This is a genomic window from Paeniglutamicibacter sp. Y32M11, assembly GCF_019285735.1.
In the GTDB taxonomy this organism is placed as follows: domain Bacteria; phylum Actinomycetota; class Actinomycetes; order Actinomycetales; family Micrococcaceae; genus Paeniglutamicibacter.
Map to the genome: position 1 here is coordinate 1,982,642 of NZ_CP079107.1, position 23,998 is coordinate 2,006,639.

A 23,998-nucleotide genomic window follows, 5' to 3' on the forward strand; every position below is an offset into this window, starting at 1 on the left:
GTAGCCTGTACCGGTGGAAACGAGACTGTTCCGTCCGCGGCCTCATACCCCACACCCCGGGAAAGGTACCTTTTACATGCCGCTGTCACGCAGGTACGACCACACGATCGAGGATCCCCGGATTCCCGACGCCAACGAATTCCAGCACATGGCACTCGGATTCGTGGAGCGGCGCATCCGCATCTTCCATGCAGTGCTTTATGGCTCGGGGATCTTACTGGCCTCCTCGGCGGCATGGATCGTGCGTTGGCTCAGCCACTTCGAACCAGGGGGAGCTGCGGTGATGACCAATGTTGGCATCGTGGTCCTGCTCATTTCCGGGGGAGTTGCCGCAGTGGTGGCACTGCGCCCGACTAAGCCGTCGGTGGCCTTCACCGTGGCCGACCAATCGATCCGGAGCGACAAGCCTGCCGCCATCGGCATTGTTGTGACCGGTGTGCTTTTCACCGTGGTCGTGGTGTTCATGGCCGGTGAAGGCGACTTCGCGAGAGTGGCGAGCGTCCTGGTAGGCATGTGGGTGGCCATAACGCTCGTGCTCCATGGCCTGCTCCACGCCCGCAAGCTGCGCATGGACAGAGACGACGTCTACGCAGCACACCTGGCCCAACGTGCGACCACGCCGCAACCCATTCGGCGGGTGGTGCGTGAGGTCATGCCCGGTCCACAGATCTTCGACACCGAACCTACAGATTTCGAACTGGAAGCGGCCGCATACGCCGGGACCCGAGGTCGTGCCTGGGCATGGATGCTTTACGGTCCGCTTTTGGTGTTCTTTTTTGCCCCGCTTCTGGTCATGAGTTGGGCTCTGGGAATTGACCACGTCATGTGGATCATTCCGGTGCTCATCGCATTGGGCCTCGCGCTGGTGTGCTTTATCCACGGGTTCCTGAAACTGAAGAGGGACCGTTCGGGCACGGTGCGGTTCCCGCAGTGGTATGGGCGCAACATGTCCGGGTCGGTGGGCATCAATCGTGGAACGGGCATCGCCTACTACTGTCTGGCGGCGCTCATTTTCATCTCCGGGGCCCTACTTGCGGGAGTTGCCTCCAGCCCCGAATTCGTGCTCTATTCAACGGCAGGCGCCATCCTGCTTGCCGCGATGAGCCCATTCATGTTTATCGCCAGCAGTATCATGCATCGGCGGCGTGAGCTTTACACCGCGTGGCTGCTGCGCAACGGCCGGCCGGTGGAGAATTCGCCGCGGAGCACAGGCAACCCCGACCGCACCTGATCCATCCGGATCACGACCTAGCCATCGAACCAGCTTGGTGAGTCGTCGGCAAAAGTCCTTCATCACCCATAACCGTGGTGCAGTGCGTGGCCCGAGGCTATCGGAACATGCCGCGCGGAACAACGTAGGACGCTGCGCGGACCGGAGGCAGATACGAGTACTTCCACTTCTCAGCCGCGCACCAGGACGCCCGGACCATGCAGTGCCCCTCTATCTGGCACGATGACTGACATTCACCGATCCGGGGGAGTGCGGCCGCCGCGTACCCCATGCCAAACGCCCCACAATGGCCGCTGAGCGCCGGAACGAGTCCGCAGGGGCTCCGCTCGCTTACTGCCAGACGGCGCCCTCCTGGAGCGAAAAACGCTGAAGCTTTGTGTACCGGCGCCCGCACCATCCAAGAACGGTACGAGCGAAATTTCCCAGTGGGCCTTAAACGCCGCTGGGGCCCACCAAATGGTGAGCCCCAGCGGTCAGGAAAAGATCCTGGTAGTTACTACTTCTCGATGGATTCCGTGGAGGAATCTTCGATTTCTGCCGGGCCGTGTCCGTGTGCTGCATGCTGAGCAGCCAACTCGGAAGGCGTCACCGGAGCAACGCGATCCTCGAAGAAGAACCTGGACAAGGCACCGCGGCGCTTTTCATCCGCCGAGATGTGGCCAGCCGCATCGGGCTGTGCCGGGATGTACTGGCGATCCTCGTAGTTGACCAACTGGTGCAACTTGTACGCATCCAGCGGTTCGTGGCGTTCGGTGAAGGTGCCCTCGGGGGACATCTGGATCACGCCAGTTTCGCGGCCGTGCAAGACGATCTCGCGGTCCTTGCGCTGCAGCGAAAGTGCAATGCGGCGTGCCACGATGAATCCAACAATCGGGCCAATGAAGAACAGAGCGCGCAACCAGTACGTGACATCGTTCAGCGACACATGGAAGTGTGTAGCGATCAAGTCAGAGGAAGCGGCAGCCCACATCACGCAGTACGAGACGACGCCCGCAACACCCATACCCGTACGGAACGGAGCGTTACGCGGACGATCGAGCAGGTGGTGCTCGCGCTCGTCCTTGGTGACCCAGCGTTCGATCCACGGCCAGGTAAACATGATCGTGAACATGATGCCGGCCGGAACCAGCGCCGGAAGCAGCACGTTGAGCACCAGGGAGTTATCTCCCCAAGGCAACGGGATGTTCCAGTCGAGGGAGAAGTTGCCCAAAGTACCGGGCATCAAACGCAGAGCACCATCAACAAAACCGATGTACCAGTCAGGCTGGGTACCGGCGGAAACCGGTGACGGGTCATACGGACCGTAGTTCCAGATCGGGTTGATCGTGAACAAGCCGGAGATCAAGGCAACGATGCCGAAGACGATGAAGAAGAATCCACCGGCCTTTGCAGCGTAAACCGGACCAACGGGGAAACCAACAACGTTGTCGTTGGTGCGACCCGGGCCGGGGTACTGGGTGTGCTTGTGCACAACAACCATGAAGAGGTGGACGGCAACCAGAAGGAGGATGACGGCCGGGACGATCATGATGTGCAGTGAGTACAAGCGAGCAATAACCACGGTACCGGGGAATTCGCCGCCAAAGAGGAACAGCGAAATGTAGGTGCCAACCAGCGGGATCGACTTGATCACGCCGTCAATGATGCGCAGACCGTTGCCGGAGAGCAGATCATCGGGGAGCGAGTAGCCGGTGAAGCCTGCAGCCATTGCCATGATGAGCAAGAGACCGCCGACAACCCAGTTCAGTTCGCGCGGCTTGCGGAAGGCGCCGGTGAAGAACACGCGGAGCATGTGCACCGAAACGGAAGCAACAAACAGCAGTGCCGACCAGTGGTGTACCTGTCGCATGAACAGACCGCCACGGACATCAAAGGAGATATCCATGGTCGAAGACATTGCGGCGGACATGCCGATGCCCTTAAGCGGGTTGTATGAACCATCGTAGACAACGTGCGTCATCGATGGGTCGAAGAAGAACGTCAGGAACGTTCCGGAGATCAGCAGCAGTACGAAGGTGTACAGCGCCACCTCACCAAACATGAAGGACCAGTGGTCGGGGAAGATCTTGCGACCAAATTCCTTGACCATGGCCGAACCGCCAACGCGTGAGTCAACAAAGTTGGCAATGCGACCGGTGGAAGTCTTCGGAGTGTACTCAGTAGTGGTGCTCATTAGTTTGAACCACGCTCCCAGTAGCTAGGTCCGACTGGCTCGTGGAAGTCGCTCTGAGCGACCAAGAAGCCATCGGAGTCAACCGTGATCGGCAGCTGCGGCAACGGGCGACCGGCCGGACCAAAGATGACCTTGCACTCTTGAGTGAGGTCGAAGGTCGACTGGTGGCACGGGCACAGCAGGTGGTGCGTCTGCTGCTCGTACAGAGCAACGGGGCAACCAACGTGGGTGCAGATCTTCGAGTAAGCAACGATTCCGTCGTGGTGCCAATCCTTGCGCTCTTCGGAAACGTGCATCAATGCCGGGTCCAGGCGCATCAACAGAACAACGGCCTTGGCCTTTTCGTTCAGCGGATCTTCGAGATCGTTCAAACCCTCGGGAATGACGTGGAAGACCGAACCGAGCTGCACATCCGCAGCCTTGATCGGGGTGCCCGAAGGGTCCCTGGTCAGTCGAACATTTGTGTCCCACATGGTGTGGCGAAGCTGTTCAACCATGGCACCGGCATTCTTGCCGGAACGGTCCAGATCTCGGAACATGAAGATGGCCGGGATCGGGGCCAAAGCGATGGCACCGATGAGGGTGTTACGGATCAATGGGCGGCGCTTGATGCCCATTTCCTCGACCACCTGGTTGATGATCTGCTCGGCGTCCTGACGATCCGCTTCGGGGCGGATCTCGTGGCGCAGCTCCGAGATTTCGTGGTCCGGCATCAGGGTTTTAGCCCAGTGAACGATGCCGATACCAATGCCAAGCATGGCAAAGGTGGTGCCAAGGCCGAGCATCGCGTTCTGTACACGGATTTCCGAAATATCTTCCGGACGTCCGAGAACGAAGTAAGCAATAAAGAACGACAGCGTTCCGATGATGGAGATGATAAACAGCAGCGCTACCTGACGCTCTGCTCGCTTCTCTGCATGCGGGTCGGTATCTGCCAAGCGCTTCCGATGCGGCGGAAGGCCGGGATCCTGGAACTTGTCCAGGTCTCCCGCGCCAGCCTTAGCAACGGTGCCCGAGTCGTCCGGACTGCCGTGACTATGGTCGCCCATGTTGTCTCTCATCCTTTTCTCAAGATTCATTAGTACGTAGTGATGATGGCGGTCTGGACCGCCAGCAGATTAAGAAGGACGCGAAGTGAGCCAGATGGTGAAGGCGATGATGATGCCCAAACCAGCCGTCCAGATGAACAGGCCTTCAGAGACCGGACCCAGCGAGCCAAGCTTGGCTCCACCCGGGGAACCCTGAGCTTCGATTTCCTTCAAGAAGGTGATGACGTCGCGCTTCTCGTCGGCGGTGACGTTGGAGTCATTGAAGACGGGCATGTTCTGCGGGCCAGTAACCATGGCTTCGTAGATGTGCTTCTCCGAGACACCGGCCAGGGATGGGGCGAACTTACCGCGCGTAAGAGCACCGCCGGCAGCGGCGGCGTTGTGACACATTGCGCAGTTCACGCGGAATACCGTACCGCCGGCGGCGGCGTTGCCCTGGGATGTGTCAAGCATGTCTTCGGATGGAATGGACGGTCCGGCACCCAAGCTGGAGACATACGCAGCGAGCTGCGAGATCTGGGCGTCGTCGAACTGTACCGGCTTGGCCTGAGCCTGGGGCCCCTGCATCTGCATCGGCATACGACCGGTTCCGACCTGGAAGTCGACTGCAGCGGCACCGACACCAATGAGCGAAGGCCCATCTGCGGAGCCTTCTGCATTCATACCGTGGCAGGTAGCGCAGTTGGCCACGAAGAGCTTGTTGCCCTCCTCGATATCGCTTGCGCTATATCCGGTGGCCGCCTTGGCCTCGTTGACGCTGCCGGCTGCCATGTATAGGCCTCCGGTGATGAGCAGGCCCATCAGCAGCAGTGCGACGGCGGCGAGTGGATGGCGACGCCTTTGCGAAAGAGCCTTCACTTGCTGGTTCCTCACTTATTTCTTAGAACGGGGGTTGCCTTTGGTAGGCAACTTAGGGGTTGCCTACTTCAGGAAGTAGATGATCGCGAACAACGCGATCCACACGACGTCGACGAAGTGCCAGTAGTAAGACACAACAATCGCACTGGTTGCTTCGAAGTGACCGAACTTACGTGCAATCAAGGCACGTCCGATGATCAGCAGGAAAGCGATGAGGCCGCCAGCCACGTGCAAGCCGTGGAAGCCGGTGGTCATGTAGAAGACCGAGCCGTAGGCGTTGGAGTTCAAGGCAATGCCGTGAGCAACCAATTCGGTGTACTCAAAGGCCTGCACGGAAACGAAGATGGCACCGAGGATGAAGGTCACAACGAACCACTCGACCATTCCCCATTCCTTCAAGTTGAACAGTCCGCCGGTACGGCGAGGCTTAAGATCCTCGGCACGGAAGACACCCAACTGGCAGGAGAATGAGCTCGACACCAGGATGATCGTGTTGATAAGTGCGAACGGAACGTTGAGTTTCTCGGTTTCGCTCGCCCACATCTCCGGCGATGCAGCGCGGAGCGTGAAATACATGGCGAAAAGCGCGGCAAAGAACATGAGCTCGCTGGCAAGCCAGACGACAGTTCCTACCGACACCATGTTGGGACGGTTCGGCGCAGCTTGCGCCGGGGCATTTAGGGCATGAGTCGCAGTTGTCACAGAGCCATTATGTCTATAAAAGTGCCTCTGACACCAATGCATTGACCCCCGCGTGGCGCGATTTTTGGCAGCTTCAGGCCTACAGCCGCGGAAACACGCGGGATTAACATTTCAGACTTTCTACGATTCGTAGATAACCTTGAGGTGTGTCAACGAATCGAACGAACCAAAAGTTCCCCACATGGCCAACAATTCTCTCTACGCTGATCGCTGGAAGCGACCTCGATAGGGACCAAGCGTATTGGGCCATGGGCGAGGTGATGACGGGTAATGCCAGCGACGCTCAGGTGGCTGGTTTCCTTGTTGCGCTCCGCTGTAAAGGTGAGACGGTCGACGAACTGACCGGCCTGGTTGAGGCGATGATCGCTAATGCTCGACCGCTGGCCATCGAGGGTGACCACCTGGATATCGTGGGTACCGGTGGTGACCGACAGAACACTGTGAATATTTCCACTATGTCCTCACTTGTCTGCGCCGGTGCCGGCGCGCTGATCGTAAAGCACGGCAACCGGGCCTCATCCTCGTCTTCGGGCTCCGCCGACGTTCTGGAGGCCTTAGGCGTGCGCCTAGATGTTCCCATCGAGCGGTTGAACGATGTCTTGGATGCGGCACATATCACCTTCTGCTTTGCCAATATCTTCCACCCCTCCATGCGCAATGCCGCCGTCCCGCGACGCGAACTCGGTGTTCCCACCGCCTTCAATTTCATGGGTCCGCTGACTAACCCCGCGGAACCCAGCGCTTCGGCCATCGGCTGCTCGGACCTACGCATGGCGCCGCTGATGGCGGGAGTGCTGGCCGCCAGGGGAGTTCGCGCACTAGTATTCCGCGGCGAAGATGGCCTGGATGAGCTGACCACAACGGCAGATAACAAGGTTTGGGAGGTGCGCGACGGGAAAGTTATCGAGTCGCTCTTTGATGCTCGTGAGCTCGGGATGGCCCGCGTGACGCTTGATGATCTGCGTGGGGGAGACGCAGAACATAATGCGCAGGTAGTTCGCGATGTACTAGATGGTGTCCATGGTCCGGTGCGCGATGCCGTGTTGCTCAATGCTGCTGCCGGCCTGGTCGCTTACGACGAATCTGCCGAGGGCTCGCTTAACGACCGTCTGGGCGCGGCAGTAGCTCGCGCCGCTGAATCCATCGATTCCGGGGCTGCGCGCCTGGTGCTGGAGAAATGGATCGCCGCCACGGCCTAGTTTTACGATATTTGTTGAACTTGGACTGGCGCGTCGGCGCATCTCACGGGATGTGCGGCGCGCCAGCGCTGTTTCTACGCCCCTGCGGTCGATTTGTTGGGAACTGGCGCACCGGGGTGCTTCGGGTGCGGCAGGCCTCTCTGTGCCGCCTCCGCACTGCTGAAGAATCTGCCTGAACACGAGGGCAGTGATGTCCGAATTGGCGGCGAAATGCTGATGGGCGCGTAACAAAGGGCCGGAAACGAAAAAAGTTTTCACTCACTGGGTGCAGAGAATTTCCACGCAGCCTCGGATGTCGTTCGTCTCTGGACGAGTTCACACCAAGTAGCGCGGCGGTAGGGCTTTTAAGCGACAAAGCGATCGCGTGTCCGCCCCCACAAGGGGCGGACACGCAACCGCAGGCACATCGGCACGAAGCCGAGCTAAATTTTTACTCGAGACCCAGCGAAAAAGCAGCATCCAGATCGTGGCTGGAATATGCCCTAAACGCAATATGTGTCTGTGTGCCCGTAATTCCGGGGACCTTGGACAGTTTATTGGCGATGACTTCGGCCAGATCTTCGTGGTGACGAACCCGTGCGATAGCGATCAGGTCCCAATCGCCGGCAACCGAGTAAACCTCGGAAATGCCTTCGATGTCCGAAATCTTTTCGGCGCACTCGGGAATGCTGTCAGAAGCCGTTTGGATCATGACGAATGCTGTGACCACGTTTATACCTCCAGATGGTTATTGGGTGATGACTCCAGGAAACTTGCCTTGAGCCTAGTTCAGGATGCTGCGGTGCGCGCTTGGCGACGCACGATGAAAGTGGTGATCAAGCGGCGACCGATCAAGAAGATGCCGAGGACGATGGCCGCCACGATGATAAACGGCACGGCAGCGGTGGCACCAAAGAGCACCCGCAGGGCGAGACCCAAGGCGACTGTTCCGATCCAAACGAGCACGCCGGTGGGCCAGATTCGAGAGTGATTTTCCCAGGGCCGTGAAATCAGCGTCATCGCCGCCAGTGCAATAAGGAATGGTGCTGCAGTTTGGAGCACGCCCAGGAGGGTCAGGGATTCCTCGTGGGATCTCCTACCGCTCAAGGCAAACAGCACAACGAGTACTAGATCGATCGCAAAATAAGCGATCCACGTCTTACGAGAAGTCATGTTGCTATTCTACTTCTCGTAGTAGCAGGCGTTGTCACGAGTCCCGTTTGCTGGACTGAATGATGTCCCACCCGGCGTGAGACATGATGGATAGACAACCGGGGGAATTCGGTGGTCGAGGATGGGAACCAACATGAACAAGACACTCAAGCACGCATCGCGTGGTGCTTTTCTACGAACTCGCGTCCCAGTAACCGATGGATCCGCGGCCGATGGACCTCGCTGGAATGTGAGCATTCGCCCCAAGCCGCGGTCAGTCCACCAGAAGAGCGGCGAGTGATCCGCCGATGCCATTCGCCGATCAACTGATTAATGAATCTACCGCGCGCAGCCTCGTGACGGCTCTGGAACTGGTGCTGCCACAGGTGGAGCTGCCCACATTAAAGACTGCCGCAACACAGATGGACAGGCTGAGCTTACGGGAGCGCGCCGACCTCCTCCGAGATGCGTTGGTCGAAGACCTTCCGGGGAACTATGCCACATTTGCTCAGAGCATCCGTTTGGCGAGCCAGAACGACACTTTCCGAGGATGGCTAATTTGGCCAGTTACCTCGGCGATTGCAACTAAGGCCGTGGCGCAAGGCACTGCCGAGGCTTTTGACGACGCGATGGCGCTGCTTGCCGAGCTGACCGGACGGCTGAGTGCCGAATTCGCCATCCGGACCTTATTGAGGCACGACCTGTCTCGTGCCCTTCAAATCATTGGCGGGTGGACGACATCCGAAGATCTGGATGTGCGACGTCTGGCCACCGAGGGCACTCGACCGTACCTACCGTGGGCAACCAGAGTTCCGGAAATCACCGAACAGCCCGGAGTGACGATCGCTGTCTTGGACGCCCTGTACCGAGACCCGGAAGAATATGTGCGTCGATCGGTGGCCAACCACCTCAACGACCTGAGCCGTGATGAGCCCGAACTGGTCGTTGACACTGCGCGAGGCTGGCTTTCGGATCCCGATGAGAACACGGCGCGTTTAGTGCGACACGCCCTGCGGACGTTGGTCAAAAAGGGGAATGCTCAGGCGCTTGAACTGCTGGGATTCGGCCCCGTTTCGGTGGAGATTAGCGGTCCCGTGCTGGGCCGTGCCAGCATCGGTTTCGGGCAGACGATCGGTTTCAGTGCGACACTTCGCAACCTCGCGGATGAACCGGCGCGCGTGGCCATCGACTACACGGTCTACCACCGCAAGGCCAACGGGGGACAGACGGGCAAGACCTTTAAGCTCGCCACTCGTACTCTCGAATCGGGAGAAAGTTTCGAGGTTCAACGCGATCATTCGTTCCGGGCGATCACCACCCGGCGTTATCACCCGGGAACACACGCGATCTCTGTGCAGGTAAACGGTGTTGAGTCCGAGCGGGCCGAGTTCGAGCTGCTGCCCGAAGAGTAGGTCGGCGTCCTCAATCGTGATCACGGGGCTCGGGGTGGCGTTCGATTCAACGTCTGTCCTTAGATAACCCGTGGTCCGGCGAGATTTTTGCCGCAGGAACCATCACGAACCAAGTAGGAAGTTGAATTCATGATCGCCGAAACCCTCGTTATATCCGGAAGCCAATTCAAGCTGCGTCGGGCCGTCGAATCAGATGTTGAGCACATTGTTGAGCTGCTGGCCAACGATGCGGTGCGACGAGCGGAAAACTCGACCGCACCCGAGCATCAAGGACAATATCTTCGGGCCTTCCGTGCGATCCAAGCGGATCCGGCACACCTGCTGATTGTGGTGACTGATGATCGGGATGCCGTTGTTGCCACCATGCAATTAACTGTCATTCCGGGGCTGGCCAGATTCGGTGCCACACGGTTGTTGGTGGAGGCCGTCCGGGTCGAGAATAACTTGCGTGGCAACGGACTTGGATCGGCGATGATGCGCTGGGCCATTGCTGAAGGTAAGCGTCGTGGCGTCGGCCTGGTGCAACTCATCAGCGACCAGTCCCGCACCGCGGCTCACAGGTTTTATGAACGATTGGGCTTCACCGCCTCCCACGTGGGGTTCAAGCTGTTCATCAAAGAGCAATGATCCCGCGGCGGCTTTGTTCCCTCGGTGTTACTGAATCGCAAAACCAGCAATAGGTAACATGACAAAGTATCGGCCCGCCACATCAACGTGGCGGGCCGATAGTCTGTGAATTCTGTTGGTGCAGAAGGCGGAACGGTTTACATGATGCCGGTGGGTACGAGCAGGCCCCAAGCGAGTACCGGAGCGACCAGGACCACGGCCCCGGCGTACATCATCAGCTGACGGTAGACGCGCTGGCGATCATCTTCCCTGGCGTTGGCCACTACTAAGGCGCCGGCGGTGGAGAAGGGCGAAACGTCTACGACGGTGGCGGCGATGGCAATGGCCGCAACGGTGCCGGAGGCACTCAGGGAACTGACGGCCAACAGTGGGCCGGCAAGGGGGATGAAAGCTGCCAGCAAGGCGGTGGAGGAAGCAAAGGCCGAGCCGACACCAATCACGTAGCACAACACCAGTGCGATCAGGATGGGTGCACCCAAGGCAAGCGCCTTGTGGGCAAGGGTGTCGATGACACCAACATGCTCGAGCAATGAGACGTAGGTGATCATGCCCGCCACCAGCAGGACCGTTGACCAGGAGATGCCGGCGACGAAGGACTGCTGCTTCTTGATATTGACCAGTGCCAACAGCAGCCCGGCAGAGAGAGCAACAAATCCGATGGGAAGGTGGAAGCCCAAGGTGCTCACGAGCATCGCGGCAATCAGTACCAACGTGAAGATCTGTTGTCCTCGGGGACGGACGCTGTCGGATGCGTTTGGGTCGATGTGTTTGATGCCGTCACCCTCCCGCAACTTGCCCAGAAGCGCGAAGACCACCACGGTGAGCACGGAAAGAATCAGGTTGATCACGAAGCTAGCGATAAAGAGTGCACCGGGGGAGACGGGGAAGCCGTTTTCCAGGGCGATGTCGTGCACCAAGACGCCGGCGACGGACAATGGCGAGAATCCGCCGGCGTGAGCGCCATTGATAATGAAGGCACCCATGAGTACCGGATGAATGCGCGATTCGTAGGCAAAGCCGATGGCAGCTGGAGCCAGTAATGCAACGGCGGCCGGTGAGAAGGTACCCAGCGAGGTCAGTGCCGCAGCGACGAGGAAGAAGACCCAAGGCAACAGCATCGTCTTACCGCGGACGGCCCGCACACAATTTCTGACGATGATGTCGATGGTCCCGTTGTGCTGGGCCATGCTGAAGAAGTAGGTGACGCCGACGATGGTCAGCACGATGCTGGCCGGGAAGTCCGCCAGGATCTCCTTATCGCTCATTCCGAGCATAAAGTAGCCGATGCCGAAGGATGCGACCAGTCCCATCACTCCGATGTTCACCGGCCATTTGGTGGCGATCACAAACATCACAACAAGAACGATCAGGGGGATGACCTGCGTGGCCGTCATGGGCGTCTCCGTATCAGAAGCAGCCGCTGGGTCGAATATGGCCCGTCCGATGATCAGGGCGAGCAGAGCGATGAAGGCGATCGAGGCTACGGCAATAATCATGACACGGCGTTTGCTGGTCGGTCGTGCGGAAGCGGTTTCGTGAACTTCCTGCTCGGCAGGTGGAGCAGGTTTTACGGCTGTATTGGTCATGGTGTGTCTCCTCAGTAACTTGCGCTTGCTAGGGAGGCTTCGGCGACGCTGCCGATGGCCTCGGAGAGGTAGATGGTGGTGCTGGCGATGGTGCGGGCCGTTCGGTCGACGCCGACCACTAGTGACCCGTCGTGTTCCTCGCTCCAGGTCTCGATCACTCCGGCTGGTGTGCGTAAGCGCAACGTGCTTCGCGCAGTGTTGCCGGTGATGTTGCTCAGTACCGTGTTGGGTGTTCGTGCAGCCAGAGTCAGAGCGATGCTGCCGGTGATGGCCAGTGCCGGGTGGGGCCTGCCCATCGAGAGCATCATGACGTTGACATCGGCATCGGGGTCCGCTGCCGGGGCGCCAACGATGGCGAGTTTAGGGATGGCCCGGGCGGCCTCGGCGGCGGTGGCCGCGAGACCCATGAGCACGGCTGCCTGCCGGCGGATCTTGTCCAAGGTGTCCAACTGCAGTTCGACTCCGCCGACCCAGGTGTCGTATCGGGCGACGTCCAAGCCAAGGTCCTCGGCGCGGACGATGACAACCGGAGCGCCAGCATCGACCATGGATACGGTCCAGTTGGTTCCGTCGGCGGTGAGTACGTCGTTGGCCGCGCCCGAGGGCAGCAGGCTGCCGGTGGTCATTCCCGCCGGATTCTGAAAACCGAGCCCGACCTTGTACCCGGGGAACGCAACGCCGGGCATATTCGCCTCCGGAACGATGGGTAGGGCCCCTCCGGGGGTCGGCACGCGCTGAACAATGATCTGCCCGGTGTTTGTGTTGCGGGTGGTGATCCGGGTGGTCTCTGCGTGTGGGAGGACCCAGCCCTTCTCGATGGCATATAGCCCCACGACCGCGGAGCAATTTCCGCAGTTGCTTCCCCAGTCCACCGTGGCTTCTTCGATGCCGACCTGAGCGAAGGTGAATTCGACGTCGATACCTGGCTGGGTCGAGGGGTGAAGAATTATTGCCTTGCTGGTGGTCGACGTGGCTCCGCCGACACCATCAATTTGCCTCTGGTCGGGGCTTCCGAAAAGTCGGGGAAGCAATTCATCGAGACTGGTTTGTGTCTCGTTGAGCTGCTCGGTTTCGAATACCCAGCATTTGCTGGTGCCGCCGCGCATCCATTCAGATTCAATCTTCATTGCCTTTTCTGCATCTCCTCGTGCCGCTTGTGTGTTCAGGGCTTGGTATCAGAATGAGGTGGATCACAGATGAAGACAATGTTCGATTTCTTTCGAGGTATGTAGACTTGCTTAAGTCGCAGTCAGGTGGGGCGAAAATCCCCGTCTGTTCACCGGTGGTTAGTGAAATGCGTGATTGAGATCAGACTGGTTTTGATCTGTTTTTATTCAATGAACTAAACAGACAGCAGGGTGAAGTGATGCTTAACGACGACAACCAAGATTTATTTGATATTCGAAGGTTGGCGCTGCTGGTGGAGGTGGTCGAGCAGGGTTCCATCACCGCCGCGGCGGATCTCATGATGTACACGCCGTCTGCTGTTTCGCAGCAGATGCGCAAACTTGAGCAAGAAGTGGGGCAACCCTTGTTGAACCGCCGCTCTCGTGGCGTGGCACCCACGGAGGCAGGCCAGCTCTTAGCCGGGCATGCCAGGAAGATTATTGGTCAGATGCGTGCGGCTCAGTCCGACCTCGATCAGATCGCCGGTCTGGGTCGTGGTTCCTTGACCGTGGGTACATTTCCCACGCTGGCCGGTTCGTTCTTGCCGGTGGTGATCCGTGCCTTCAAAAAGCGATATCCGGCCATTGGGTTATCGGTGCGCAGCGCGCGCTTTGATGAACTGGTGTCCGACCTCGAGGCCGGCGTCACCGGGCTGTGTTTGCTCTGGGACTACCCATGGAATCGCTTTAGTGACGATTCCATCCGGGTCACGGAAGTTTTCCAGGAAAGCACCGTCATCCTCGTGGCCCGCGGGCATCGCCTAGCCGACAGGGACGAGGTGCGAATGGAAGAACTGCGTACAGAATCCTGGATCGTCCGTGCCGAAGCCCACCCCGTGGTCGAGGTGTTGCAGAGATCGGCTCATGATGCCGGATTTGAACCGACCATTGGGTTTTTGGCCAACGACTACCAAGAGGCCCAAGCCATGGTGAGCGTCGGGATGGGTGTGGCCATGGTGCCGAAGACTGCCGTTGCCCTCCAACATCCGGACGTACGAGTCATCAGCTTGGGAGATGCAGCGCCCATGCGGAGAGTTTTTCTCGCACAACGCCAAGACAAGATCTATGCACCGGCCGAGGTGGCATTTCAGTCCACACTTCTAGAAATTGCTCGTGATCATCACGAGGACTATCTCTAAAGTGACTTCGCGTTTGTTTGGGTGCTAGGCAGCGGGCCATGAGTTGCCTCTGCCCAGTGTCCAAGACCCAGAGGACCGGCCCCGAACCACAGGGTCGCGGCCCGGGGCGGTAACATCAAAGATGCGATTCTGCGCCCCCACGGAAAAGCCATGTTCTAGCCCCACCGTTATTATTCAAGGATTCCGATACCGTTGAACAAAAAATCACTCAAAGACGACGGGTTCACCGGATTTCGGCCCATCGCGACGCTCGAGATCAACCGGATTCCCCAGCACCAAGGAATCTTCGCCGTCCTACGACCGGCGGACTTCGAACCCAACTTCCTGCCCAAAAGCACCGCCGGAGTCTTCAAAAAGAAGAATCCTTCACTGCCGGCCGCCAGTCTCACCGCCGAGTGGGTCGAAGAAGCCGATGTCCTGTTCATTGGCAAGGCCAGTACCGGGAGCAAGGGCAACCGCGGCCTACGTCGCCAGATTCAGGAATTTGTTGACTTCGGAAACGGTAAACCGCCCGGACATTGGGACGGTCGCCTCATCTGGCAATTGGTCGACGCGGGCAAGCTCCTCGTGGCGTGGAAGGAATTGCCCGCCGAATCGCTGAACGCCGCACAGGCCAACTATCACGCACAGTTCCACCACACCTATGGTCGGCTGCCGTTCGCGAATCTTGTCCAGGCCCGCGCCTAGGGAGCAATACACTTCGTGTCACTGCGAGGTGGCCCGGGAAGCGATAGCTCTATCAAGCCATTTCCGTGGATAACAACCAGCGGACTTCGTCGGTGATCAGGTCAACGGCATTTCCAACGGGACGGTACCCCATCTTGAGCGCAGCCGTAGTATCTAGCGTCATGGCCGTCTGCCACGGGTGGCGAAAGAGCTTAGCACCGTCGATAGCCCGTTCGATGTGCCCGTTCCAGGACAGCTCGGCAGCAATGATCCGCACGATGTCCTCGGCCGTCGGAGCGTCAGGATCTGCAGCGTTGAGGATTCGTCTGCCCGGAAGCGGCGCCACCGTGTGAATGAGAGCGGCAACATTTTTGGCGGCGCTCAGGTGGTCAATCGTGTTGGCCTGAGCCAGCTCAATACGTTCAACTCCGGAACGCAGCAGCTGTATAACACTGCTGGTTCGGGCATTTCGGGCCCACCGACCGTGCACCTTTGAAGGTCTAATCACTGTGACCGGAAACCCCGATTCAAGGGCGGCTAGCTCGGCCGCAACCTTTCCCGGCGCATAACCCTCGCGGGTATCCGGATCAACATCATCGGCAGCCGGTGGGACGGTGGGAGCCGTTTCACTAAGTGGCGAGGTAAAGCGTGGTGGGGCATCGCCGTTGAGGTGCCGCCCCGCATCATCGGTGTAAACGGCCCTGCTGGAAATCAGGACCATGTTGGTGACGTCGGGCAGCGCGGGCAGCAGCGCACGAACGTGGGGAGCAGAGTAGGCGAGGAGGTCCACCAGCAGGTCGGCGCCGTGACTGATAAGGTGTTGAACCTCGCGGATGTCGTGTCGATCGATCTGATGAAAGTTTACGCCCGCCTCGGTGAGAGCCTTCGGCATCCTGGAAGGATCACGACCCGTCACGTCGACGCTCCAGCCCGCCTCGGACAGCATCATAGCGGTGGCCCCGCCCATGGCACCGGTCCCACCCAAAAGTACTGCGCGCACACTCACCTCCAGTTTCTTTACGCTGGCTTTGCACTCTACTGGATCTGGCCTTGGAGCTGGGTCTCGGCCATGACCTGATGAGAAGGTGATCGATGGCTAGCCGCAGGGTGACCGGCAGGATGTTGAATACGGCAAGATCCAACAATCGACCGGCAAAAAACTACGCCGTATGGCCCCGACAAGCCATCAAATCTGGAAGTACAGCTCGAGGTGGAGCTTGCATCCGGGATTAAACTCCGCGGCGCACTCGGGGCAGCTTCCGAGCCCAAGATACGTAGAGATCCTCAGCTGACACCCGCAGACGCCGCAGAGCACTGCCCGCTCGGCACGGCGACCCACCGGCCACTGCTCTGCGGCATGATCCGCGGCCACGCCATGGCAGAGATGGCATGGATAAAAATCACCGCAGCACACGAACTTGATAGCAATTACGTCTAGCGGCGTCCGATAGTGAATGCAACGCGTCTGGTCATCAACCACCGGGCCCAAGACCTGCGGCCGCTGCCGGCTCATCGCACACCACGCGCGGTTAGTGCATCTCCAAGTTCATCGGCGTGTTTAAGCGCGACGATCAGAAAGGGGATCACGAAGGTTCGCGGGTTGTTCCGCGCCCCACGGTCCCGCTGCGCATCACGTACCTCGGCCGCCCGGCGTCCGAGCACCGGGATGGTGCTGATGGTGACCGTCAGCAAGAGGGCGCATCGCGCCGCGTCCAGGCCCAACCGTTCCAGGGGGCGCAGCCCGCGCTCGATAGCATCCAGCAGCGCCGTCACCCGGGTGGTGAGGGACAGCAGCGCGGCGAGTACGATCGCCGCGGTGACCCGGACGGTATTGGCCACCGCGGGCTCAGGACCCATAAAAATCAGCTGACTGACCAGGGTGATCACCATGATCCAGCGAAGCGAAAAGACCTGGTGTCCCAGCTCCCGGATCCCACTGAGACCCGGTCCCAGACCTGTCACCGTGTAGCCCGCCACGGCCACGAGTGCTGCAATGGCGGCCGTGGACCAGTGGACCGGCAGCAAGGACACGACCAGCACCACCGCCAAAATCAGCAGCAGCTTTGGACCGGCGGGCAGCCGATGCAGCCAGCCGGTCCCCGGGCGGTACAGCGTCAGCATGCCAGCACCGCCTCATATTGGGAGATGATCTCCTCCGGTTCCCCGAGGCCCACCAGCGCTCCATCGGCAAAAAGTGCGACCTGTTCGCACCGTGCCGCCAGCGCAAGGTCGTGGGTGACAAGCACCAGGCGGTGTCCGGCGTCCGCTAAGAGGTGTTCGGCGACGCGGCGGGCGTTGCGGGCATCAAGGTACGCGGTTGGTTCATCGGCAATGACCAGTTCCGGGTTGCGGACCATGGCACCACAGAGCGCGAGCAGCTGTTTCTGGCCACCGGAAAGATCGTGTGAGGGGCGTTGTGCCAGCTCCGTGAGCCCGAAGTGTTCCATGGCTGCACCCACCCGTCGGGTGAGCTCCGCCGGTGGGAGGCGCTCTGTGCGCAGCGAGAAGGCCACGTCCTCGGCAACGGTCGGCATGATGATTTGTGCGTCGGGGTTGCTGAAGACGATCGCGATGCGACGGCGCAACTCGGCAGCCCGGCGTGCAGGATCTATGCCCATGATGCTCAGTTCACCCGAGGTTCGATTGATCAAGCCACCGAGCACTCGAGCAAAGGTAGATTTACCCGAACCGTTCTCCCCAATGACCGCGACGGTGCGCGCTTGAAGATCCAGGGACAGATTTTGCAGCACGTCCACCTCGCCCAGGCGCACCCCGACGTCCCGAAGTCGAATAGCCGCCGCGCTCATCGAACCACCTCCACGACGACGGCGATCCCCATGCCGCCACCAATCGATGCAGCTGCCACTCCAAAGGTCCCGGCCGGGGCACCGGAGCGCACGAGCCGACTGAAGAGTCGGACCACCGCGATGGCACCACTGGCGCCCCACGGATGACCGAGTGCCAGCGCACCTCCATCGGCGGACAGTCGCGGGTCATCGTCCTTGAGTCCGAGCCGATCGAGCACCGCGAGGCTCTGGGCGGCAAAGGCCTCCACAATTTCGAACGCAGCAATGTCCCCCATCTTCAAACCCGCCGAGTCGAGGGCGGCCCGGATGGCTCCGGCGGCGCCGATGCCAGGTAGTGCCGGATCGCAGCCCGTAACTGCCGAGGCTCTCAGGCCAAGCCCGGGTCCGGAGCCGGGCCCGGCTAGCACCAGGGCAGCCGCGCCATCCCCGATGCGCGTTGCCGTGCCGGCGGTGAGCGTGCCACCGGGAAAAAGTGGTGGCAGGCGGGTGAGCAGTCGTTCCGCGCCGCCGATCGCGTCGTCATGCTCCAGCCCGGCCAGCGGCACCAGCTCGGCGGTGAAGCGCCCGGCCGACAGTGCCGCCCGGGCGCGCGCATGACTGCGGGCCGCATGGGCATCCTGACGTGGGCGTGACAGCTGATCGTGCACCGCTAAGTCCTCGGCGGCCCGGGTCATTTCCGGGTCGCTGAAGCCGGAAGGAGCAAAGGGTGCCTTGTCGTAGCCTTTGCCGTTGATCGAACGCACCGGTGCCGTGGAGGCACTCTCAACACCTCCGGCGATACGCATCCGAGGATCGCCGGCGCGGATCGCTGCCGCGGCATCAAGTAGTGCGGCCAGCCCGCTACCGCACTGTCGATCCACCGTGGCACCGGGCACCGCGTGGCCCAGACCGGCCGCCAGCGCGGAAACCCGGCCGGGGTTTCCACCCGGGCCCATGCAGTTGCCCAGAATCACATCGGCCACGTTGATCGGAGCACCGTGGATAGCCTCGGCATCGTTGAGGGCAGCCCGGATCACCGGCGCGGCCAGTTCCTCCACGCGTAAGTGGGCCAGGGCGCGGCCGCGGGTACCAATCGGTGATCGTCGGGCGGCGATGATCACCGGATCATTCTTAGCGGCCAAGAGGCTGCACCTCCCCGGCCAGTACCAAACGCAGGGCTTCGACCCGCGCGGGTTTGCCCGACGCGGTGCGTGGAATGTTCCCGGTGAACCAACGTCGTGGCCGGTGAGCCGGCAGTAGCTGGGCGCGGCTGAGGTCTGGCACAGTTACCTGCACATCGTCTTCGAGCTCCAGCAGGGCGGAGACCAAGGAACCAATGTGCTCCCGCGGATATCCGAACACCAGCGCGTCGCGAACCCCCGGGATTAAGCGCAGTGCCGCCTCGACTTCCTCGGGCACGATCGTGGCCGAGGCACTGAGAATCGCGTCATCTGCCCGGCCCAGTAGGCGCAGGTAACCGTCATTGAGTTCGGCGCGGTCACCGACGGTGGCCCAGTCGCCGTCGCGGCGCAGGGGACCGGTGGCACCGGCATATCCGGAGGCGATGAACGGTGAGCGCACCCACAGCTCGCCGTCGCGGATCTCCAGCTCGGCACCCGGGAAGGCGCGCAATCCCTCACCGGTATCGCACGCAACAAAGGACAGCTCTGCCGCACCGTAGTAGGCGGTGACGCGGATCCCCGCGGCTTCGGCGCGCTGGCGTAGCGCCGGATCCAGGTGGGAGCCGCCGATCAAGGCCGTACGCAATCGTGGTGAAACTCCCGCGTCGAGCAGGGCGCGCAATGACTGTGGGGTGCCGTGCAGGGCGTCGGCATCCACGGTGCCGCCCAGCAGTGGCTTCGGGCCACCGGACAAGGAATGGGCGAGTGAAAATAGGGTGAGTGAGGATGCCGGCGGGACCGGAAGAGCCACCTGGCTCTCCGGTCCAGCATCCAAGAATTCGCTAGCGGCTGCGAAGGAGTCTGCCCAGGATGCGGCGCTGCGCAGCACGATCCGCGGCGCCCCACTGCTTCCGGAGGTCAGTGTCGCCCAAGCGGTTGCCTCGGGCACCTGAGCACAACGCGCTTTCGCGGTGATGGCGTCCCAATCGCTGGTGCTCCACCGGCGGTCACCGACCAGGGGGATGTCGCCGGCCGCGCGGATCCGTCCAAGGCGCTGAGGCAGATCGGGTTCGGCATCGGTGAGGGGAATGATCATTAGACCCGGTCCAAGGCTCGGGTTGGTGTGGCCGCCCACACGCGGGCGAAGGCTCGAGGATACGCCCGGAGAAGAGTCGTCACGATGAACGTCGCGGTGACGACCTTGAACAGGTCACCCGGCAGGAAGGCCGAGCTCATCAGGAGGGTCTGGCCGAGCGGCAGTCCGGTGATCATGCTCTGCACCGGGACCCCCACGGCGTAGATGACCGGGATTCCCCCCACAAAAATGCCGAGCGCGGTCCGCCAAACCACCGGCTTGCGCCCTGCGGCATGCACGATCAGACCGATCACCAATGCGCCAAGAATCCAGCCGATGAGGTATCCGGCCGATGGACCGAAGAAAACGCCGATGCCACCGCGTCCGCCGGCCAGCAGCGGTAGACCAATCGCTACCAGTGCCAGCAGCACCGTCATCGACAGTGCGCCTAACCATGGACCCAGAATGGCTCCGGCGAGCATCACGCCGAGCGTTTGGACGGTGATCGGAACGCCGCCCGCGAGGGTGAAGCCGCCCGGCAGGCCAAGGACGGCAACGATGGCGGCGAACACGGCGACCCGGGCTAGGCCTTTGGCGTCGAGTCCTCGTCGGTCGTGACGATTTGGCAGGAGTTCTGGAGGGGCCATGGGAAGATTCCTTTTGATTAATGGTGAACGAGGCGAACCTGAACACTGCTCAATTGAACGCCGTTCAGGAGGTTGGTGTTCACTATAGTGATACCGCGGCAAAAGAAACAAAAACCGCGGTCATACTTCGGCGTGGAGTGTCCCGGCGCCGCCGAAGCTGGTTGCATCACCTCGAGTCAAAGTCGCTATGATGCACGTTGTTGGCGCCGTACGTTAGCTATTCGTGGCTGTTGGCATTCTTCACGAACACGGGTTGTGTGATCTCTAGTTCTTGCGGTTGCAGGGTGAAACGGTCCGGATCGTCGCCAGGGGAGTGATAGTGGCAGGCAGCTTTTGAGTGGGGGAGTGCCGGCAACTTTGCGCCCCGTAGCAAGAAACAGATGAATTACCGATTGCGGCTGGCGAATGATTTGGGACGGGTGCGACATCAGCAGATTTCCGGCTCAAAATCTGTTTCGGGGGGACGTGTTTACGGCAGCGTTGGGGGGTCCACGGCAGAGAATATCTTGGCCCTGATGGACTCTCGTGGCGCGCAGCCCGAGCCTTTCGCACCTACTCGGTCCGCCGTAGAATCGGCCATGGACAGGCTAGATCCACCAATTTTGGAGGCTGTAATCATGACGCACGTCATTCGGTTTGACCACGTTGGTGTCACAGTTCGAGACCTCGATAAGGTAACGGCATTCTTCGTCGAACTTGGTCTGGAAATCGATGGCAGAACGTTCGTGGAGGGAGAGTTCATCGACACCGTCACAGCGATCCCGAATTCTCGAACGGAAATCGTCATGTTGCGAACGCCCGGCGGTGAGAGCGCCGTGGAGCTTTCAAGTTTCGTTCGGCCGGATCCCGAACCGGGGTCACCCGATGCCATGGCCAATGAGCTGGGGCTGCGAAGTTTGTCGTTTGAAGTAGACGATATTCAAGCGCACGTTGATCGGATGGCCGCTCAGGGTTACGGGCTAGTCGGTGGCATTGGCGAGTATGAAGGTAGCTGGCGCATGGCCTACGTGCGTGGGCCGGAAGGCATTCTCGTGGCCCTGGCCGAGCGAATCCGGTGACCGCTCGGGCTGGTCTTCAACGGTACGACGGCTCCCGGAATTCCGTCCTTAGCGAGTCAATTTCTTCAGCCCTTTTCTCGGAGGCACACGTACCGGCTCCGGCCAGCGCGGACTGAGGGCATCACCCAAGGTGGTGCCCCGCAGCTTGCGGCCGAAGAGGGGTAGAACCCACTCGGTGATCCACACCCGATGTTCTTTCGCTCGTTGTCGAACGCTGAGCTCGGCCGTCCGTTTGTTCTTGTGTGTGATGCCGTGCGGAACCGCAAGAACATCTAGAACCCTCGCTGCCAAGTATTTGTGCCCCGCCTTAGACATATGCAGACGGTCGGGTCCCCACATGCGAGAAGTGGCATAGGCGCTGAAGTTCGCGTAGTCCACGAGGATCGCACCGTATTTGGCAGCGATGAGCCGGACCCCGTCGTTGTAGGCATGGTTCTTACGGCGTAATGGTCCCAAAATCGGCGAGACTTCAACGTCGTACCCGGTAAATAGCACCAGCGTTGCGCCAGTCTCGGCTAGACGCTGAACCATAAATTCATACTCGGCCAAAATATCGGCAATTTTGGTCCCGAAATCCATGACGTCATTGCCGCCGGCATATAGCGTGATGAGGGTTGGCTCCATCTTGATGGCGGGTTCCAGCTGCTCCGCAATGATGTGCCGAAGGCGCTTGCTGCGGATGGCCAGATTTGCGTATTCCCAGCCCGGGCTATCGCTAGCGAGTGTTTCGGCAACTCTGTCGGCCCAGCCGCGAACTCCATTGGGGCGCCGCTTGCTGAAATCCCCGACACCCTCGGTAAAGGAGTCGCCCAGGGCAACGTAGCGGCCTGGTCCGTGATCCATCATGCGAAGCTAAACGGTTGTTCGTCGAGGAGCCAAGCATCGGCATGGCGCTAGAGCAGCGGTAGACCCCGGCCCGAGCGATAATTCCGTTTCGTTGGTGGGACTGGACCGCTGTGTCCCAGCTTTCGACCATGGTGCATCTGCCTCGGTCGGCTTCAGCTGAAGGACCCCTACGGAATCCGCATAGCGACCGTCAACCGGATAAACCTCTGACATCAGTGTGGGCACCCACGTGGAGCGGCTGTGACGTACACCAATTTTTGAAGCAATCATTTGCTTGCTCGGAGTGTGGCCGGAACCCGAGGACGTTCGTTGATGGCCTGAGCGTAGATACCCATCAACTGCTCGCATACAACATGCCAGCTGCGACCCTGGACTTGTTGGAATGCAGCAGTAGCAAAGGCCGCTCGTTTGGCGTCGTCACCTATCAGGTCCATCACGTATTCACGCAATTGAGTCAGGTCCCCCGGTTCATAGAGCCATCCCGTGCGGGAAGAATCCACAAGATCCACGGGTCCTCCGCGTCCGGTTGCTACAACGGGGACTCCCGAGGCCATGGCTTCCTGGATGGTCTGGCAAAAAGTTTCGAGTTCGCCCGGATGCACAAACAGATCAAAGGAGGCCATGGCAGTGGCCAGTTCATCGCCTCCCAAGAAGCCCGCGAAACAGGCCTCCGGAAGAATCGATTCGAGCACCTCGCGCTGCGGTCCATCACCGACGATAACTAGCCGGGTATTGGGGATCGCTGCTAATGCTGCAAGATCCTCCACCTGCTTTTCGAGAGCAAGGCGCCCCACGTATCCAATGATTTTCTGCCCTTGAGGGGCAACCATCTGACGGAATTCGGCGCTACGTTTCTCCGGATGGAACCGTTCGATATCTACACCGCGGCGCCACAATTCCATTCGCGGGATGCCATGAGCCTCGAGTTTTTGAAAGGAGTCACTTGAGGGAACCAGGGTTGTTGTCGCCGCACAGTGGATCCGTTTCACACGCTGCCAGGCCCAATTTTCTAGAAATGGCATGCCATATCTGGCCGCATACCCGGGAATGTCGGTTTGGTAGACCGCTACCGAGGGAATATTCAAGGCCGCTGCCGCCCGGACTGCACGCCAACCCAGCACAAAGGGTGATGCCAAGTGGACAACGTCGGGATTGAATTCAGCCAACAGGGCTTTTACTCGCACCACCCCGCCCATGGCTACCCGGATGTTCCGGTAACCGGCAAGAGGAATGGCCGGTAACCGCCGGATAACGGCGCCTTCCAGCGTGGGAGGCGCATTTTCCAGTGTCGATGGAGCGATGACCAAGACTTGGTCACCGCGCGCATCCAGATGCTGCAAGATTTTCAGCAGCGAATGGGTAACCCCATTCATCTCGGGAAAGAACGATTCAGCAACTATGGCAACTTTCACGCCTCAACCATCACCCCTACAGGTTGCCACCGTGCGCAGCTACTGGAACGTGACGGTGAAGAGTGGGTGAACGACTTTACTGATGCTACATTTTGGGCTGACGAAACGACGCTT

Annotated in this window: 24 protein-coding genes; 7 read left to right on the forward strand and 17 right to left on the reverse strand. The window is 60.2% G+C overall.

The window, feature by feature from the left end:
* The first annotated feature begins 76 nt into the window (after window positions 1-76).
* On the forward strand, window positions 77-1,231 hold the full coding sequence (locus KUF55_RS08705; protein WP_218818593.1) for a hypothetical protein: 1,155 nt from the start codon (window positions 77-79) through the stop codon (window positions 1,229-1,231).
* Window positions 1,232-1,727: 496 nt separating this feature from the next.
* On the opposite strand, the gene KUF55_RS08710 is transcribed toward KUF55_RS08705, so the two are convergent.
* The 4 genes from KUF55_RS08710 to KUF55_RS08725 form a co-directional block, all read right to left on the reverse strand.
* Entirely contained in the window at window positions 1,728-3,404 is a 1,677-nt protein-coding gene (locus KUF55_RS08710) for a cytochrome bc complex cytochrome b subunit (RefSeq protein ID WP_218818594.1), read from the reverse strand.
* Window positions 3,404-4,453, reverse strand: a complete 1,050-nt coding sequence (locus tag KUF55_RS08715) for a ubiquinol-cytochrome c reductase iron-sulfur subunit (RefSeq protein WP_218818595.1) — start codon at window positions 4,451-4,453, stop codon at window positions 3,404-3,406. Before KUF55_RS08715 ends, KUF55_RS08710 begins: the two co-directional genes overlap by 1 nt.
* 69 nt (window positions 4,454-4,522) lie before the next feature.
* Window positions 4,523-5,311 (reverse strand): c-type cytochrome, encoded by a 789-nt coding sequence (locus tag KUF55_RS08720; RefSeq protein ID WP_132363896.1) that lies wholly within the window; start codon window positions 5,309-5,311, stop codon window positions 4,523-4,525.
* A 63-nt stretch (window positions 5,312-5,374) separates the two neighbouring features.
* Window positions 5,375-6,013 (reverse strand): heme-copper oxidase subunit III, encoded by a 639-nt coding sequence (locus KUF55_RS08725; protein WP_132363898.1) that lies wholly within the window; start codon window positions 6,011-6,013, stop codon window positions 5,375-5,377.
* A gap of 248 nt (window positions 6,014-6,261) precedes the next feature.
* On the opposite strand from KUF55_RS08725, the gene trpD reads away from it, so the two are divergent.
* Window positions 6,262-7,212: an anthranilate phosphoribosyltransferase gene (gene trpD, locus KUF55_RS08730; RefSeq protein ID WP_255557449.1), complete on the forward strand. Its 951-nt coding sequence runs from the start codon at window positions 6,262-6,264 to the stop codon at window positions 7,210-7,212.
* A 430-nt stretch (window positions 7,213-7,642) separates the two neighbouring features.
* On the opposite strand, the gene KUF55_RS08735 is transcribed toward trpD, so the two are convergent.
* Both KUF55_RS08735 and KUF55_RS08740 read right to left on the reverse strand, forming a co-directional pair.
* Window positions 7,643-7,921 (reverse strand): Lrp/AsnC family transcriptional regulator, encoded by a 279-nt coding sequence (locus tag KUF55_RS08735; protein WP_132363902.1) that lies wholly within the window; start codon window positions 7,919-7,921, stop codon window positions 7,643-7,645.
* A gap of 59 nt (window positions 7,922-7,980) precedes the next feature.
* Window positions 7,981-8,364, reverse strand: a complete 384-nt coding sequence (locus KUF55_RS08740) for a DUF3054 domain-containing protein (protein WP_218818596.1) — start codon at window positions 8,362-8,364, stop codon at window positions 7,981-7,983.
* Between the two features lie 287 nt (window positions 8,365-8,651).
* On the opposite strand from KUF55_RS08740, the gene KUF55_RS08745 reads away from it, so the two are divergent.
* Window positions 8,652-9,755 carry a DNA alkylation repair protein gene (locus tag KUF55_RS08745; RefSeq protein ID WP_132363906.1) on the forward strand — a complete coding sequence of 368 codons (1,104 nt, stop codon included), beginning with the start codon at window positions 8,652-8,654 and terminating at the stop codon, window positions 9,753-9,755.
* A 129-nt stretch (window positions 9,756-9,884) separates the two neighbouring features.
* Window positions 9,885-10,382 carry a GNAT family N-acetyltransferase gene (locus tag KUF55_RS08750; protein WP_218818597.1) on the forward strand — a complete coding sequence of 166 codons (498 nt, stop codon included), beginning with the start codon at window positions 9,885-9,887 and terminating at the stop codon, window positions 10,380-10,382.
* Window positions 10,383-10,519: 137 nt separating this feature from the next.
* On the opposite strand, the gene KUF55_RS08755 is transcribed toward KUF55_RS08750, so the two are convergent.
* Together KUF55_RS08755 and KUF55_RS08760 are read right to left on the reverse strand one after the other, a co-directional pair.
* Complete coding sequence (locus KUF55_RS08755) at window positions 10,520-11,968, reverse strand: SLC13 family permease (protein WP_132363910.1); 1,449 nt, start codon at window positions 11,966-11,968, stop codon at window positions 10,520-10,522.
* A gap of 11 nt (window positions 11,969-11,979) precedes the next feature.
* A complete protein-coding gene (locus KUF55_RS08760) occupies window positions 11,980-13,095 on the reverse strand; it encodes a PrpF domain-containing protein (RefSeq protein ID WP_218818598.1) in 1,116 nt (371 codons plus the stop codon).
* A 239-nt stretch (window positions 13,096-13,334) separates the two neighbouring features.
* Between KUF55_RS08760 and KUF55_RS08765 the strand changes: the two genes are divergently transcribed.
* A complete protein-coding gene (locus KUF55_RS08765; RefSeq protein WP_218818599.1) occupies window positions 13,335-14,273 on the forward strand; it encodes a LysR family transcriptional regulator in 939 nt (312 codons plus the stop codon).
* A gap of 186 nt (window positions 14,274-14,459) precedes the next feature.
* Entirely contained in the window at window positions 14,460-14,960 is a 501-nt protein-coding gene (locus tag KUF55_RS08770; RefSeq protein ID WP_132363916.1) for a hypothetical protein, read from the forward strand.
* 52 nt (window positions 14,961-15,012) lie between these two features.
* Here KUF55_RS08770 and KUF55_RS08775 read toward each other — a convergent pair whose 3' ends face one another.
* From KUF55_RS08775 to KUF55_RS08805, 7 genes are all read right to left on the reverse strand, one after another.
* Complete coding sequence (locus KUF55_RS08775) at window positions 15,013-15,945, reverse strand: NAD(P)-dependent oxidoreductase (RefSeq protein ID WP_255557395.1); 933 nt, start codon at window positions 15,943-15,945, stop codon at window positions 15,013-15,015.
* Between the two features lie 180 nt (window positions 15,946-16,125).
* Entirely contained in the window at window positions 16,126-16,452 is a 327-nt protein-coding gene (locus tag KUF55_RS08780) for a CHY zinc finger protein (protein ID WP_132363918.1), read from the reverse strand.
* Entirely contained in the window at window positions 16,449-17,060 is a 612-nt protein-coding gene (locus tag KUF55_RS08785) for an energy-coupling factor transporter transmembrane component T (RefSeq protein ID WP_218818600.1), read from the reverse strand. Before KUF55_RS08785 ends, KUF55_RS08780 begins: the two co-directional genes overlap by 4 nt.
* Window positions 17,054-17,746 (reverse strand): energy-coupling factor ABC transporter ATP-binding protein, encoded by a 693-nt coding sequence (locus tag KUF55_RS08790; RefSeq protein ID WP_218818601.1) that lies wholly within the window; start codon window positions 17,744-17,746, stop codon window positions 17,054-17,056. The genes KUF55_RS08785 and KUF55_RS08790 overlap by 7 nt, the downstream gene beginning before the upstream one ends.
* Window positions 17,743-18,867: a thiolase family protein gene (locus KUF55_RS08795; RefSeq protein ID WP_255557396.1), complete on the reverse strand. Its 1,125-nt coding sequence runs from the start codon at window positions 18,865-18,867 to the stop codon at window positions 17,743-17,745. Before KUF55_RS08795 ends, KUF55_RS08790 begins: the two co-directional genes overlap by 4 nt.
* Entirely contained in the window at window positions 18,857-19,942 is a 1,086-nt protein-coding gene (locus KUF55_RS08800) for a class I adenylate-forming enzyme family protein (RefSeq protein WP_218818602.1), read from the reverse strand. The genes KUF55_RS08795 and KUF55_RS08800 overlap by 11 nt, the downstream gene beginning before the upstream one ends.
* Window positions 19,942-20,568 carry a biotin transporter BioY gene (locus KUF55_RS08805; RefSeq protein ID WP_218818603.1) on the reverse strand — a complete coding sequence of 209 codons (627 nt, stop codon included), beginning with the start codon at window positions 20,566-20,568 and terminating at the stop codon, window positions 19,942-19,944. The genes KUF55_RS08800 and KUF55_RS08805 overlap by 1 nt, the downstream gene beginning before the upstream one ends.
* Window positions 20,569-21,185: 617 nt before the next feature.
* Between KUF55_RS08805 and KUF55_RS08810 the strand changes: the two genes are divergently transcribed.
* Window positions 21,186-21,626 carry a VOC family protein gene (locus tag KUF55_RS08810; protein WP_218818604.1) on the forward strand — a complete coding sequence of 147 codons (441 nt, stop codon included), beginning with the start codon at window positions 21,186-21,188 and terminating at the stop codon, window positions 21,624-21,626.
* Between the two features lie 48 nt (window positions 21,627-21,674).
* Here the strand turns inward: KUF55_RS08810 and KUF55_RS08815 are convergent, their stop codons facing one another.
* Together KUF55_RS08815 and KUF55_RS08820 are read right to left on the reverse strand one after the other, a co-directional pair.
* Complete coding sequence (locus tag KUF55_RS08815) at window positions 21,675-22,472, reverse strand: SGNH/GDSL hydrolase family protein (RefSeq protein WP_218818605.1); 798 nt, start codon at window positions 22,470-22,472, stop codon at window positions 21,675-21,677.
* Window positions 22,473-22,738: 266 nt separating this feature from the next.
* The gene (locus tag KUF55_RS08820; protein WP_218818606.1) at window positions 22,739-23,884 is read right to left on the reverse strand and encodes a glycosyltransferase family 1 protein; all 1,146 of its coding nucleotides are present in this window, start codon (window positions 23,882-23,884) and stop codon (window positions 22,739-22,741) included.
* Between the last annotated feature and the right edge of the window lie 114 nt (window positions 23,885-23,998).

Excerpts from the sequence above, each read along its gene's own strand:
- KUF55_RS08805 (WP_218818603.1), bottom strand. The coding sequence starts at position 20,568 with ATGGCCCCTCCAGAACTCCTGCCAAATCGTCACGACCGACGAGGACTC.
- KUF55_RS08760 (WP_218818598.1), bottom strand. The coding sequence starts at position 13,095 with ATGAAGATTGAATCTGAATGGATGCGCGGCGGCACCAGCAAATGCTGG.
- KUF55_RS08785 (WP_218818600.1), bottom strand. The coding sequence starts at position 17,060 with ATGCTGACGCTGTACCGCCCGGGGACCGGCTGGCTGCATCGGCTGCCC.
- KUF55_RS08715 (WP_218818595.1), bottom strand. The coding sequence starts at position 4,453 with ATGGGCGACCATAGTCACGGCAGTCCGGACGACTCGGGCACCGTTGCT.
- KUF55_RS08815 (WP_218818605.1), bottom strand. The coding sequence starts at position 22,472 with ATGATGGATCACGGACCAGGCCGCTACGTTGCCCTGGGCGACTCCTTT.
- KUF55_RS08745 (WP_132363906.1), top strand. The coding sequence starts at position 8,652 with ATGCCATTCGCCGATCAACTGATTAATGAATCTACCGCGCGCAGCCTC.
- KUF55_RS08705 (WP_218818593.1), top strand. The coding sequence starts at position 77 with ATGCCGCTGTCACGCAGGTACGACCACACGATCGAGGATCCCCGGATT.
- KUF55_RS08765 (WP_218818599.1), top strand. The coding sequence starts at position 13,335 with ATGCTTAACGACGACAACCAAGATTTATTTGATATTCGAAGGTTGGCG.
- KUF55_RS08750 (WP_218818597.1), top strand. The coding sequence starts at position 9,885 with ATGATCGCCGAAACCCTCGTTATATCCGGAAGCCAATTCAAGCTGCGT.
- KUF55_RS08740 (WP_218818596.1), bottom strand. The coding sequence starts at position 8,364 with ATGACTTCTCGTAAGACGTGGATCGCTTATTTTGCGATCGATCTAGTA.
- KUF55_RS08755 (WP_132363910.1), bottom strand. The coding sequence starts at position 11,968 with ATGACCAATACAGCCGTAAAACCTGCTCCACCTGCCGAGCAGGAAGTT.
- KUF55_RS08790 (WP_218818601.1), bottom strand. The coding sequence starts at position 17,746 with ATGAGCGCGGCGGCTATTCGACTTCGGGACGTCGGGGTGCGCCTGGGC.
- trpD (WP_255557449.1), top strand. The coding sequence starts at position 6,262 with ATGGGCGAGGTGATGACGGGTAATGCCAGCGACGCTCAGGTGGCTGGT.
- KUF55_RS08780 (WP_132363918.1), bottom strand. The coding sequence starts at position 16,452 with ATGAGCCGGCAGCGGCCGCAGGTCTTGGGCCCGGTGGTTGATGACCAG.
- KUF55_RS08810 (WP_218818604.1), top strand. The coding sequence starts at position 21,186 with ATGACGCACGTCATTCGGTTTGACCACGTTGGTGTCACAGTTCGAGAC.
- KUF55_RS08710 (WP_218818594.1), bottom strand. The coding sequence starts at position 3,404 with ATGAGCACCACTACTGAGTACACTCCGAAGACTTCCACCGGTCGCATT.
- KUF55_RS08800 (WP_218818602.1), bottom strand. The coding sequence starts at position 19,942 with ATGATCATTCCCCTCACCGATGCCGAACCCGATCTGCCTCAGCGCCTT.